Raw genomic sequence first — 13,862 nt, 5'->3', positions numbered from 1 at the left:
CGAATAACATAAAAGGGGACAGGATGTGAGGACTTTCAAGCTGACACTGTTAGCGAGCGCGGCCACGTTCAGCGCCGTGGCCGCCAGCCCGACCATGGCCCAGAGCGCCAAACCCAAGAACACCGCCGCCCAACCCACCACCCCATCGGCCGCAAAGCCTGATGATCCGTCCACCCCCACCGTTCAGGACATCATCGTTACCGGCAGCCGCATTCAAAACGCGGGAACCCAATCGCCCACGCCGCTGACGGTGGTGGACGCAGCCAAGATGCTGCAGACCGCGCCGTCCTCGGTGGATGATGTCATCAACCAATTGCCCGCCTTCCGTGCCAGTTCCGGCCCCAACCAGGTTCAGCGCAACGCCGGTTCGACCTCGACCGGGCAAAGTCTCGCCAATCTGCGCGGCCTTGGCGCCCAGCGCACGCTGGTTCTGATCGACGGCCGCCGCCCGGTGCCCACCAATCCGCAGGCCACGACATCAACCAGCATCATCCCGGTGGGTCTTATCAAGCGGATGGAAGTGGTGACCGGCGGCGCCTCGGCGGCCTATGGTTCGGATGCGGTGGGCGGCGTTGCCAATTTCGTGTTGCTCGACCGGCTCGAAGGCATCCACGGCTCGATCTACAGCGGTATTTCGCAACAGGGCGACAACAAGGAATTTGGCGGCAATCTGTCCTTTGGCCTCAATCTGGCCGAGGATCGGCTGCACATTGTCGCGGGCGCTGATTACAACAAGAATTACGGCGTGGGCAATATCTACACCCGCGATTGGAGCGCCGTCGAGCCGGGCAATTCGGGCAATCCGCTGGCCTTTGGCGCGACGCGGGCCGCTGGGACGGCCGCGTTTGGATGGGCCAACGGTGTGGAATATGCCACGCAAACCCCCGGCGGCGTGATCACCGGCGCCACGACCACGGGCGGCGCTGCCTCAAGCGCGCTCAACTTGCTGGCCTTTAACCCGGATGGTTCGACCTACACTCTGGCCCGCGGGCCAGTGCTGGGCAATCTGATGATCAACTCCTCGTCCAATCGCGGCGCAGGCCCATTGTCCCAGTGGAACCTGAAGCAACCGATGGAGCAATTCGCCGGGATGGTGCGGCTGTCCTACGACCTGTCGGACAATGTGAAGGCCTTTGCCGACATCAACTATGCGCGCAGCAACGTTTTCACCTTCTCCCAATATCATCAGTCTCCCACGATCACGATCATGGCCGATAATCCCTATCTGCCCGCCGGTATCAAGGCCCAGATGGCAGCGGGCAATATCGCCAGCTTCAATATGGGCCGCATTGACACCGACTGGCTGGGCACCTCGGCCAACAACACTTACACCACATTCCAGCTCGCGACCGGTTTCAAGGGCAAAATCTTCGACCGCTTCAATTGGGACGCGACCTATATTTACGGCCGCTCCACCATCGACTCGCAGGTCTATGGCACACGTGAAGCCAATCTCTACGCCGCACTCTATGCGGTGAAGGACAGCAGCGGCAATATTGTGTGCGGGCCGATCGCCTCGAACCCCGGCTTTGCCGCCAACCGCCTCACCAATTCGGTACAGATGGCGAATGTGCAGTCCGGCTGTGTGCCGATGAATCCCTTTGGCGCGGGCAATGTGTCGCAGGCGGCCAAGGATTACGTTTCCGGCATTGAATATACGATGAATTACATGGTGCGCCACGACGCGGCGCTCAACATCAGCGGCCCGCTGTTCCGCCTGCCCGGTGGCGATGTGTCGGCGGCCGTGGGGGCCGAATTCCGCCGCGATACGCTGACCCAGACCGCCGATGCCGCCCAGATTCAGGGCCTCTATTCCTCGGGTAACAACAAGTCCTATGGCGGGGCGGCCACGGTCAAGGAATTCTACGGCGAGCTTGAACTCCCGCTGCTCAAGGATATTACCGGGATCCGATCGCTCTCGGCCAATGGCGCGGTGCGCCGCACCGATTATAACCTCAGCGGCGCCGTCACCACATGGAAAGTCGGCGGGGTCTATGAACCGGTGCAGGGCCTGCGTTTCCGCGCCACGCGTTCACGCGATATCCGCGCGCCTTCGCTTTCCGAACTGTTCCTCGTGGGCGGGGTTTCGGCCACGGGCTCCTTCGTCAACCCGTTCAACGGCCAATCCGCCCGCCTGCCGCAACAGACGGTGGGCAATCCCAACCTGAAGCCGGAAAAGGCCGATACTTTCTCGGCCGGTGTGGCCTATCAGGGGCATGGCGCGCTGGGCGGCCTGCGCTTCTCGGTCGATTATTACAATATCAAGGTCAAGGACGTCATCGCCTCGGTGGCGGCGACGGACGTGTTGGCCCGGTGCTATGCCGGCCTGACGTCCTATTGTTCGGCCATCACCTTTGACAGTTCGGCCTTTGGCATTTCAAAAGTGTTCGTCCAGCCCTTCAACCAATCCCTGCTGCAAACGCAAGGTATTGATTTGGAAGCGGGCTATCGCACCAGTCTGGAACGCATCGGCCTGCCCGGCAGCATCGACGCCACGCTGTTTGTCAACAATCTGATGCATTACAAGAGCACCGACATCGCCGGGCCGAACGGCGTCACGCTCGACTATGCCGGTTATCAAAACGCCTCGTCCAAGTGGAACTGGACCGCCTATATCAATTACCGGATCAAGGCGTTCAACATCGGCCTGCAAATGCGCGCCTTCAGCTCGATCAAATATTCGCCGCTCTACAAAGGGCCGGGCGAGGCAGGCTATGATCCCGCCGCCAGCAACAGCATCAGCAAAAACACGTTCGAAGGACAGGCCCTGTTCAACCTCAACATGGGCTATGATTTCGACATGCGCGGCAGCAAGGCGCAATTCTTTATCAATATCAGCAACCTGTTTGACAAGAACCCGCCCCAATATGCAATTGCCGCGATCAACCTTGGCGGCAACCCCTATGACTATGTCGGCCGCAGCTTCAAGGTCGGCATGAGGTTTGGCCTGTGAGCGCGCGCCGTTTCAAAGCCGCGCTGGTGCTGGCAGGAGCGGGGCTTATCCTCGCGCCTGTCGTCAGCCACGCGCAGACCGTGCTTTCGGACTACGAAAGCTCGGATCAGGCGCAAAAGGCGCGGGCCAATGCGCTCTGGCGTCTGGCCTTTCGCCCCACCCAGCAAGTGCTGGAGCAGACCGTGGCCAGCCTGCGCCCCGGCGCAAAACTGACGCCGGAGGACAGCGCCAAGGTTGATGCCCTGCTGGCCAATGCCGCCAAACAATCCCCCGCCGAGGCAAGGCGCAGCGCATGGCAGGCGGTCGCGCTGGTGCTGGGCCACCCCTGGACTCCGGCGCAGGAGATGATCGGCGCCCTCACCCTGAAAACCTCCGAGCCGGTGGTGTCGCAGGATCAGGCCAAGCTGGAATTGACGGCGCTCTATCCCGTAACGCCCCCCTCGGGCGCACGCTACGCGGTCAGCCTGACGCGGGGCATCACCACCAGTTCGGCCACGCCCCAGCGCGGGGCGGTGATGCGCGAATTGGCCGCAGGGTCCATCGGCGGCGCCCTGCCCCAAGCCATTGCGGTCAACTTCAAGGGTGTGCCGGACGGCTTCTATCTGCTGACCACCACGATCACCGCCCCCGACGGCATGCGCGACGAATTGGCCACGCCTTTCACCATTATCCACGGTCTGGCCGAGCGCCGCGCCGCGATGATGGCCAAACTCTCGCGGATCAAGGGGCATGAAGCAGCCAAGCAGACCGCAGAATATCCTTTCGCCTTGGCCAAGGCGATCAACGCGGGCACACGCGAGGTCATTTCCTATGACTTCAAGGCCGCCTTGGCGCGGTCCGAGGCGATTGCCGATGCTCTGGCGAAGGGCAAGGACCCGGTCGCTCATGCCACGGGTCTGCAAAACCGCGCCTATCGCTTTGCCGAGACGGGCGAGCTGATCCCCTATCAGCTCTTTGTCCCCTTGAACTGGACCCCGGATCGCCGATGGCCGCTGGTCGTGGCGCTCCACGGCGCAAACCTTGATGAAACCAACATGCTGGGCCGCGCCGGTGGCCGGATGCAGCAATTGGCCGAGCAGCACGGCATGATCGTGGTGGCCCCCTTGGGCTATCGGATCAACAGCGCTTATGGAGCGGTTCCCACGATGGGCCGCCTGTTCGGCGCCGATGCCCAGCGCGTCAAGCGCAGCGAGGCCGATGTGCTGGCCGTCACCGACAGTGTCGCGGCGGAATATCATGTCGATCCGGCGCGCCGCTATCTGACCGGCAATTCGATGGGCGGCGGCGGCACATGGTGGATCGGCGGGCATTATGCCGAACGTTGGGCCGCGATTGCGCCCGCCGCGATTGGCGGGGTGATCGGCGAGGACGTAACAGGCCTCGCCCATATGCCGATCATGGCCGTGGTGGGCGACCGCGACGAATTGGGCATGCTCAACCGGATGAAGGCCGACATGGCCATGCTGCGCGCCAAGGGCATCGAGCCCACCTATGTCGAGATCAAAGGCGGCACCCACTCCAGCGCCTTTGACACGGCCATGCCGCAAATTTTCGACTTCTTTGAAAGCCACCGCAAGTGAAGGCAACCGCTCCCGCTTTGTGCTCCGGCCTGCGGCTGGTAGAGACCGGCCACAGGACAAGCACTGCCGGGAGCCTCATCGTGAGCGATGAAAAGAATGAAAAGAATCTGGTCAAATCCATCGTCAAGGCCTTTGCCGTTTTGCAAAGCTTTGGCCCCGATGCCGAAGAACTGGTCATTGCCGATGTCGCCCGCGCGGCGGGGATGGACAATGCCACCGCCTTTCGCATGCTCAACACGCTGGTTTCGCTCGGCTATGTGGAAAAGGTGCCCGACAGCCGCCGCTTCCGGCTGACGTTCAAATGCCTCGACCTGGGCTTTAACGCGATTGCCCGATCCGATATCCGCTCGCTGGGGCGGCCCCTGCTGCGGCAATTGGTTGGCGATCGGATCGAGGCGGCTTCGATCGGTGTGCTTGACGGGCCCGAAGTGGTCTATGTCGAACGCATTCAGGCAGGGCTGCAACGCCTTGCCGTCGATGTGCGCGTGGGCAACCGCGTGCCCGCTTTCTCATCGGCGCTGGGCCGGGCCATTCTGGCGCATCTGCCCATCGACGATGAACGCGCCATTCTCGAGGCCCATCCGCCCAAGCAACTGACGCAATATACCGTCGTCGATATCGACCAGATTTTGACGGAGATCGCCAAGGTCCGGCGTGATGGTTTTGCAGTCTCCGATCAGGAAACGGTGACGGGCCTGCGCGTGCTGGCCGCACCGATCACCGATATCGACGGCATCCCGATTGCCGCGCTCAGCGTGGCCTCGCCCGCTTTTGGGCAAAGCCTTGACGAATTTATCGAAGCGGCCCGCGAAGTGACCTGCGAAGCGGCCCGTCGTCTCTCACTGGCCGTGCGCGCCGCCGGCGCCACCGCCGCCCATCCATTGACCCCATAGACATTTCACACAGGAGATAACCACCGGTGACCACCCAGCTTGACCTCAAGGGCCTTATTCCCGCCATCGCCGTCCCCTTTCGGGATGATTACAGCATTGATGAGCAGGCTCTGACCCGCTTTGCCCGCTGGCTTTCGGGCCAACGGGGCATCAAGGCCCTGATGACCAATGGCCACACCGGCGAGGTCTTCTCCCTGACCCCGCGCGAACGCGCCGAGGTAACGCGCATCACCGCCAAGGCGGTGGATGGCGCGGTGCCGATCATCTCCTCCATCGTGTGCGAGGGCACGATCGATGCGGCCGAACAGGCGATCATGGCCCGCGATGCCGGGGCCTCCGCTCTGGACATCATGCCGCCGCACCACTGGCTGCGCTTCGGCTTCCGCCCCTCGCATGTGATCGAATATTTCGAGGCCGTGGGCAAGGCATCGGGCCTGCCGCTGGTGGTCCATGTCTATCCGGCCTGGACCAAGGCGTCCTTCTCCTCCTCGCTACTGGCGGAACTGGCGCAGATGGATCATGTCCATGCCTTCAAGATCGGCACGCGCGAGATGAACAAATATGCCAAGGATCTGAAAGAAATCCGCGCAGTGGCGCCGGACAAGGCGCTGCTCACTTGTCACGATGAATATCTGTTGGCCTCGATGGTCCAGGGCATTGACGGCGCGCTGGTGGGCTTTGCCTCGCTGATCCCCGGCCTCATCATGGACCTGCTCGATGCGGTCAAGGCGGGCGACCTCAACGAGGCGCGCCGCATTCAGGGTCTGATCGATCCGCTGAAAGATGCCGTCTATGGCGATGGCGAGCCCACCGGCGAAGCCCATGCCTGCATGAAGGCCGCGATGGTGGCCGCAGGCATCTTTGCAAACGCCACCATGCGCCCGCCCACGGTTGCCCCCAGCACCGAGGAGCTGGCCCGCATCAAGGCCGCCGTTGCGGCAGCGGGCATCGCCCACACGGTCGGGGCCTGAGCGCCATGGCCACCCTGCCCCCCAAAAGCGTGGCCGTGACAGGCAGCGCCTCGGGCATTGGCGCGGCCATTGCGCGGCGGCTTGCCCGCGATGGCTGGCATGTGATCGGCGTGGACCGGGTGGAGGCGCAGGACGCCCCCCATCTGGCCGCGCAGATTATCGCCGACCTGTCCGACCCGGCCCGGATTGCCGATGTGGCGGCCCGGCTGCGTGGCGTGCAGGGTCTGGTCCATGCGGCGGGGCTGATGCGGACGGGGGCGCTGGATGCCATCTCGGTCGATGATGGCGATGTGATGTGGGCGGTCCATGTCCGCGCGCTGACCCTGCTGATGCAGGCGCTCTGCCCCGCCATGGGCGCAGGCGGACGCGTCGTCGCCATCGGCAGCCGCACCAGTCGCGGCGCCGCGGGCAAAGGCCAGTATGCCGCAACCAAGGCGGCGATGGTGGCGCTGATCCGCTCCTTTGCCGCCGAACTGGCGCCGCACGCCATCACCGCCAATATCGTGGCCCCCGCCGCCACCGCCACCGGCATGTTGCAGCGTGCCGACCGCGCGGATGTGCCGCCGGTACTGCCGCCGATTGGCCGCTTTATCGAACCCGATGAAATCGCCGCCTGCGTCGCCTTCCTGCTCTCTCCCGAGGCAGGCGCGCTGACCGGGCAGGAAATCGTGATCTGCGGGGGCGCCTCGCTCTGAGGCCCCCCTCCCCCCATTTTCAAAAGGTTGAACCCGTGACCACTCCTCGCATCATCGACATCGTGGAGGTGACGAAGCCTATCTCGTCGCCGATCCGCAACGCCTATATCGACTTTTCCAAAATGACCGCCAGCCTTGTCGCCGTGGTCACCAATATTGAGCGCAACGGCCGCCGCGTGGTGGGCTATGGTTTCAATTCCAATGGCCGTTATGGTCAGGGCGGCTTGATCCGCGAACGCTTTGCCGACCGGCTGAAGGAAGCGGAACCCGCCGCCCTGCTGGATGAAACCGGCGAGAATTTCGACCCGGCCAAAGTCTGGAAAACATTGATGACCAATGAAAAGCCGGGCGGCCATGGCGAACGCTCGGTGGCGGTGGGCACGATTGACATGGCCATCTGGGATGCGGTTGCCAAGATCGCGGACAAGCCCTTGTTCCGCCTGCTGGCCGAACGCAAGGGGCGTGAGGCGAACCCGCGTGTGTTCGTCTATGCGGCGGGCGGCTATTACTATCCGGGCAAGGACGACGATGCCCTGCGCGCCGAAATGCGCAGCTATATCGACCGCGGCTATAATGTGGTGAAGATGAAGATCGGCGGGGAGAGCCTTGCCATTGACGCTCGCCGCATTGAATCGGTGCTCAAGGAAATCGGGAATGATGCGCAACTGGCGGTGGACGCCAATGGCCGTTTCGATACGCTGACCGCCATCGAATACGCCAAGACCCTGCGCGAATATCCGCTCTTCTGGTATGAGGAGGCGGGCGACCCGCTCGATTACAAACTTCAGGCCGCGCTGGCCGAATTCTATCCCGGCCCGATGGCCACGGGCGAAAACCTGTTCAGCCATCAGGATGCGCGCAACCTGTTGCGCTATGGCGGGATGCGACCGGATCGCGATTATCTGCAATTCGACTGCGCGCTTTCCTACGGTCTGGTCGAATATATGCGCACCTTGGAGGCGCTGGATGAATGCGGCTGGTCGCCCTCGCGCTGTATTCCCCATGGCGGGCATCAGATGTCGCTGAATATCGCGGCGGGTCTGGGGCTGGGCGGCAATGAGAGCTATCCCGACCTCTTCCAGCCCTATGGCGGTTTTCCCGACACGGTGAAGGTGGAAAACGGCCATATCACCATGCCCGACCTGCCCGGCATCGGGTTTGAGGGCAAAAGCGACCTGATCCGCGTGATGCGCGATCTGGCCGAATAGGCCCGGCGCCGAAACAAACGGCCAGACCAAACGGAACGCGGGGCAACACCGCGCCGATAGATGAGAGGTTTCCTGATGGGCAATGTTGCCTTGCGTCATGCCATTATCGTTGGCTCGGTGGTGGTCTATATTCTGCTTACCAGCCTGTGGGCCTGGCATTTGCGCAGCCGGACCAATGCGCAATTCATGGTGGGCGGACGTTCGCTGCCCATGGCGGTGGTGGCGGTGCTGTTGATGTCGGAATTCATCGGCGCCAAATCCACCGTCGGCACCGCGCAGGAAGCCTTTGAAAAAGGCATGGCGGCGGGCTGGTCGGTGCTCTCGGCTTCGGTGGGCTTTGGGCTTTTGGGCCTGTTCTTTGCGCGCCAGATCTATTCATCCCAGCAGCACACGATCTCCGGCCTGGTCGAGCAACGCTTTGGCAATGGCGCGCGGATCGCGGTGTCGCTGGTGATGATCTATGCGCTGCTGCTGGTCAATGTCGGCAATTACATCAGCGGAGCGGCCGCCCTCTCGCAGGCGCTGGGTTTGGGCCTGACCGCCTCGACCTTCGTGGTCGCGGGGTTCAGCGCGGTTTATTACGTGTTTGGCGGGCTCAAAAGCATCGCCTATGTCACCGTGCTGCACAGTATTCTGAAACTGGTCGGCGTGGGCGTGCTGGTGGCCGTGGCCGCCTCGATGACGGGCGGGCTGGCGCCGATGCAGGCCGCGCTGCCGCCTTCCTATTTCACGATCACCGGGGCGGTAGGGGCCAATACGATCTTTGCCTGGATCATCGGCACGCTGGGCGCAATTTTTTCAACGCAATATATCATTCAGGCCATCGCCGCTAATCGCAGCCCCGAGGCGGCGCGCGGTTCGGCTTTTCTGGCGGCGGTGCTCTGCCTTCCGCTGGGCTTGGCGCTGGCGTTCGTCGGGGTGGCGGCGCGCTATCTCTTTCCCGATCAGGCCAGCCTCTACGCCCTGCCCGTCTTTATCGGCAAGATGCCGGTCGGGCTGGCCTCGCTGGTCACACTCTCGCTGGTCGCTTCGGCGCTGGTCAGCGTCAGCACCGTGGCGGTGGCGACAACGGCGCTGGTGATGCGCGATTTCTATATCCCGTGGTTCCGGCCGGAGGGCGAAGGTGAATTGCAGGCCACACGGCGCGTGGCGCTGGCGGTGGGTCTGTTGCCCCTGCTCTGCGTGTTCTTTGCGCCCAATATTCTGGAACTGTCTTTCTTTACCCGCGCCCTGCGGCTGTCCATCGCGATCATCGCACTGGTGGGGGTCTATCTGCCATGGCTGGGCTCGCCCCGCGCGGCGGTGGCGGCGCTGATCTTCAGCGGGTTTGCCACCACCGCCTGGTATCTGGCGGGCAATCCGCACGGCATCGACAATATGTACGTCGCCGCGCTTTCTCCCGCGCTGGTCCTGCTGCTTTCGGCCATCTTTCAACGTCGCGCCGCGACGCAATCATAAGGAAACGAGGGAATGAGGAATTTCGTTTCAATGCTGGCGGCGGCCTGCTGCCTGTCGGGCGGGGCGCTTCATGCCCAGGCGCTGGACATCGGCCCCTCGGGCGAGACCCATGTTCCGGCCATGACCGTCCCTTCCAGCCCATTGATGAGCGAGGAGGGCAACCGTTCGCGTATCGAACACATCACTACCGAGCGCAGCCTGAAAGGCAAGTCGGTGGCCGAGATCAACGCGGCCCTGTTCGGGCCAAGGCTGGAGCGCACCAAGGCCGCGTTTGCCGTTTCCATCCGTGCGGACCGGATCGGCGGCGTGCCGGTGCTGGTCTATGAACCCAAGGCCGGCGCGGCCAAGGGCAAGGTGCTGATCAATGTCCATGGCGGTGGCTTTGTCGGCTGCTTTACCGAATGCGGCGGGATGGAATCGATCCCCGTTGCGGCAATGACCGGCATGCGCGTCATCAGTGTTGACTACCGCCTTGCCCCCGCGGCGCAATTTCCGGCCGCATCGCAGGATGTCGCCAATGTCTATCGCGAGGTGCTCAAGACCATTCCGGCGCGCAGCATCGGCCTTTACGGCTGCTCGGCGGGCGGCCTGTTGACCGCACAGTCCTTGGCATGGTTCCAGTCGCACAATCTGCCCGCCCCTGCGGCTGCGGGGATTTTCTGTGCCGGGGGCGATCCGGGCATGGGCGGGGATTCGCGCTTTACCGGCATGGCTTTGGGCGATGGCGATATGCCGCCCCTGCCATCGGCTACCCCCTCTCCTCCGCTTGGTTATATGCGCGGGGCCGATGCGGGCGATGCCAATGCCTTTCCTGCCGCCGATCCCAAGGTGCTGGCGCATTTCCCTCCCACGCTGGTTATCGTGGGTACCCGCGATTTCGCCATGAGCAGCGCCGTCTATCTGCACAGCAAGCTGGTCAAGGCCGGGGTCGATGCGCGCCTGCATATGTGGGAAGGTGGACGCCACGCCTTTTTCTATGACATCCGCGTGCCCGAAGCGCGCGAGGCCTTCTCGGTCATCGCCAAATTCTTTCAGGCCCATGTGCATTGAGAGTGATTTTGATCGTTCTGTTTAATAGAACATAGTTCTTTTTATAGACAGGAGTCGAAAATTTTGCCACCGTGAACCCTCGACAGTGATGGCGAGGGCTGACGGAACCTGACCGATCAACCCGCCTCGGTTAGGATGCGCATGATGGAATTCACGAGATTGAACCCGGTGACGGGCGATGTTGCCTCGTCGGCGTTGGCGATGCAGGCGGGCGAGATGGCGGGCATTGCGGCGCGTGCTGCGGCGGCCCAGCCTGCATGGGGGGCGATGGGCCCGAACGCGCGGCGCGCGGTGCTGCAAAAGGCGGCCGATGCGCTTGCCAGCAAGAAGGATGATTTTGTCGCCGCGATGATGGGCGAGATCGGGGCGACCGCCGGTTGGGCGATGTTCAACCTTGGCCTTGCCGTTTCCATGGTGCGCGAGGCGGCCAGCCTGACCACCCAGATTTCGGGCGAAGTGATCCCCTCGGACAAGCCCGGCTGCCTGGCCATGGCGCTGCGTGAGCCGGTGGGCGTGATCCTGGGCATTGCGCCGTGGAATGCGCCGATCATCCTTGGCGTGCGCGCGATTGCCACGCCCTTGGCCTGCGGCAATGCGGTGATTTTGAAGGCGTCGGAACAATGCCCGCGCACCCATGCGCTGATCATCGAAGCCTTTGCCGAGGCCGGTTTCCCCGAGGGCGTGGTCAATGTCGTGACCAATGCGCCTGCGGATGCCGCCGATGTGGTGGGCGCGCTGATCGACGCACCGGAAGTCAAGCGCATCAATTTTACCGGCAGCACGGCCGTGGGCCGCATCATCGCCAAGCGCGCGGCCGAACATCTCAAGCCCTGCCTGCTTGAACTGGGCGGCAAGGCGCCTTTGGTGATCTGTGCCGATGCGGATCTTGACGAGGCGGTCAAGGCGGCCGCTTTCGGCGCCTATATGAACCAGGGCCAGATCTGCATGAGCACCGAGCGGATCATCGTGGTCGAGGCCGTGGCCGATGAATTTGCCGAGAAATTCGCCGCCAAGGTCAAGACCTTGACCGCAGGCGATCCGCGTCTGGGCAACACGCCGCTGGGCGGGGTGGTCGATGCCAAGACGGTGGCGCATTGCCTTTCGCTGGTGGACGATGCCGTGGCCAAGGGCGCGACCTTGCTGACCGGCGGGGAAACCACGCTGAACGTCGTGATGCCCGCGCATCTGGTGGATAAGGTCACGCCGGACATGAAGCTGTTCCGCGATGAAAGCTTTGGCCCCGTCGTCGGCATCATCCGCGCGCGAGACGAGGCGCACGCGATCGAACTGGCCAATGACACCGAATATGGCCTGTCGGCTGCGGTCTTTACGAAGGACATCGCCAAGGGCCTGCGCCTTGCCAAGCAGATCAAGTCGGGCATCTGCCACATCAACGGCGCGACCGTCCATGACGAGGCCCAGATGCCCTTCGGCGGCGTCGGTGCTTCGGGCTATGGCCGCTTCGGCGGCCGTCAGGGCATCGACAGCTTCACCGAAACCCGCTGGATCACCGTCGAAACCCAGGACGGGCATTTCCCCATCTGATCGCCCGCATACTCTTCAAAGTAAAATCAGAGGATTCCATGCCCCATTATCCCGAACTCGCGATGGTCATTGCCGGAGAACGCATCGGCATCGACCACCGCTCCACTTTCACCGTCCGCAATCCCGCCACCGATGATGCGCTGGGCCAATTGCCCCTTGCCGATACCGCCGATCTTGACCGCGCGCTGGAGGCCGCCGCTCGCGGTTTCGCCCTGTGGCGCCATGCCAGCGCCCACCAGCGCGCGCAGGTTCTGCAAGACGCCGCCGCCCTCATGCTGGAACGCAAGGAGGAATTGGCATGGGTCGCCACGCAGGAGCAGGGCAAAACTCTGGCCGAGGCGCGGGTCGAAGTGATGATGAATGTCGAACTCTTCCGCTTCTATGCGGGCGAGGTTCATCGCCTCTATGGCCGCCAACTGGTGCGCCCGACCGGAATGCGCTCGACCGTGGTGCACGAGCCGGTGGGGCCGGTGGCCGCCTTTGCGCCGTGGAATTTCCCGCTGGGCAATCCGGGGCGCAAGCTGGGCGCGCCGATTGCGGCGGGGTGCAGTGTCATCCTGAAAGCGGCGGAGGAAACGCCCGCCTCGGCGCTGGGCGTGCTGCAATGCCTGTATGACGCAGGCCTGCCCGGCAATGTCGCGCAGGCGGTGTTTGGCGATCCGGCGCAGGTGTCGGACTATCTCCTCGCCTCGCCCGTCATCCGCAAGCTCAGCTTCACCGGATCGACCGCCATCGGCAAGCATCTGATGAAACTGGCCGCCAATGATCTGAAGCGCACGACGATGGAACTGGGCGGGCATGGGCCGGTGCTGGTGTTTGCCGACGTTGATCTTGAAGCGGTTCTGGACAAGGTGGTGCCGCATAAATTCCGCAATGCCGGGCAGGTCTGCGTCGCGCCCACGCGCTTTATCGTCGAGGATGCCATCTATGACCGCTTCGTCGCCGGTTTCGCACAAAGGGCAGCGGCCATAAAGGTCGGGCCGGGATGGCACAAAGGCGTGCAAATGGGGCCGATGGCCAATCCGCGCCGTCCCGAGGCGATGGAAAAGCTGGTGGGTGATGCGGTGGCGCGCGGGGGCCGGTTGATGACGGGCGGGGCGCGGATCGGCAATCAGGGCTGTTTCTTTGCCCCGACCGTGCTGGCCGATACGCCGCTGGATGCCGAAATCATGCAGGAGGAGCCTTTCGGCCCGGTCGCTCTGATCAACCGCTATGCCGATGAGGCCGCGATGATCGCCGAAGCCAACCGCCTGCCCTATGGCCTTGCCGCCTATGCCTGGACGCAGGATTATCGCCGCCATCGCCGTCTGGCCGCCGAACTGGAAACCGGGATGCTGGCTATCAACACCACCACGATCGGCGCGGCCGATGCGCCCTTTGGCGGGGTGAAATGGTCCGGCCACGGCCATGAAGACGGCCCGGAAGGCTTGCAGGCTTGCCTTGTTACCAAGACCATCCACGAGGGATAAGGCAGGACGGCGCCGGAGGGATCATCCTTCCGGCGCCGTA

General features: G+C 63.3%; 10 protein-coding genes. All 10 read left to right on the top strand.

The features are described 5' to 3' along the window. Positions 1–25 precede the first annotated feature (25 nt). A complete protein-coding gene (locus tag PQ467_RS19185) occupies positions 26–2,953 on the top strand; it encodes a TonB-dependent receptor plug domain-containing protein (RefSeq protein WP_274177138.1) in 2,928 nt (975 codons plus the stop codon). Further along, positions 2,950–4,533 (top strand): PHB depolymerase family esterase, encoded by a 1,584-nt coding sequence (locus PQ467_RS19180; protein ID WP_274177137.1) that lies wholly within the window; start codon positions 2,950–2,952, stop codon positions 4,531–4,533. Before PQ467_RS19185 ends, PQ467_RS19180 begins: the two co-directional genes overlap by 4 nt. 80 nt (positions 4,534–4,613) lie before the next feature. After that, positions 4,614–5,426: an IclR family transcriptional regulator gene (locus PQ467_RS19175; RefSeq protein ID WP_274177136.1), complete on the top strand. Its 813-nt coding sequence runs from the start codon at positions 4,614–4,616 to the stop codon at positions 5,424–5,426. Positions 5,427–5,452: 26 nt separating this feature from the next. Then, positions 5,453–6,397, top strand: a complete 945-nt coding sequence (locus PQ467_RS19170) for a dihydrodipicolinate synthase family protein (protein ID WP_274177135.1) — start codon at positions 5,453–5,455, stop codon at positions 6,395–6,397. A gap of 5 nt (positions 6,398–6,402) precedes the next feature. Continuing rightward, entirely contained in the window at positions 6,403–7,092 is a 690-nt protein-coding gene (locus tag PQ467_RS19165) for an SDR family NAD(P)-dependent oxidoreductase (RefSeq protein WP_274177134.1), read from the top strand. 35 nt (positions 7,093–7,127) lie between these two features. Beyond that, entirely contained in the window at positions 7,128–8,300 is a 1,173-nt protein-coding gene (locus PQ467_RS19160; protein ID WP_274177133.1) for a mandelate racemase/muconate lactonizing enzyme family protein, read from the top strand. Positions 8,301–8,375: 75 nt separating this feature from the next. After that, positions 8,376–9,758 (top strand): sodium:solute symporter family protein, encoded by a 1,383-nt coding sequence (locus PQ467_RS19155; RefSeq protein WP_274177132.1) that lies wholly within the window; start codon positions 8,376–8,378, stop codon positions 9,756–9,758. 12 nt (positions 9,759–9,770) lie between these two features. Then, positions 9,771–10,808, top strand: a complete 1,038-nt coding sequence (locus tag PQ467_RS19150; RefSeq protein WP_274177131.1) for an alpha/beta hydrolase — start codon at positions 9,771–9,773, stop codon at positions 10,806–10,808. A gap of 144 nt (positions 10,809–10,952) precedes the next feature. After that, complete coding sequence (locus PQ467_RS19145) at positions 10,953–12,353, top strand: aldehyde dehydrogenase (protein ID WP_274177130.1); 1,401 nt, start codon at positions 10,953–10,955, stop codon at positions 12,351–12,353. Between the two features lie 38 nt (positions 12,354–12,391). Beyond that, a complete protein-coding gene (locus PQ467_RS19140; protein WP_274177129.1) occupies positions 12,392–13,822 on the top strand; it encodes an NAD-dependent succinate-semialdehyde dehydrogenase in 1,431 nt (476 codons plus the stop codon). The last annotated feature ends 40 nt before the right edge of the window (positions 13,823–13,862 follow it).

It is taken from the genome of Novosphingobium sp. KACC 22771 (assembly GCF_028736195.1).
Taxonomy (GTDB): domain Bacteria; phylum Pseudomonadota; class Alphaproteobacteria; order Sphingomonadales; family Sphingomonadaceae; genus Novosphingobium.
Note: the sequence above shows the minus strand (reverse complement) of the source record. Positions and strands in the feature narration are given on the sequence as shown.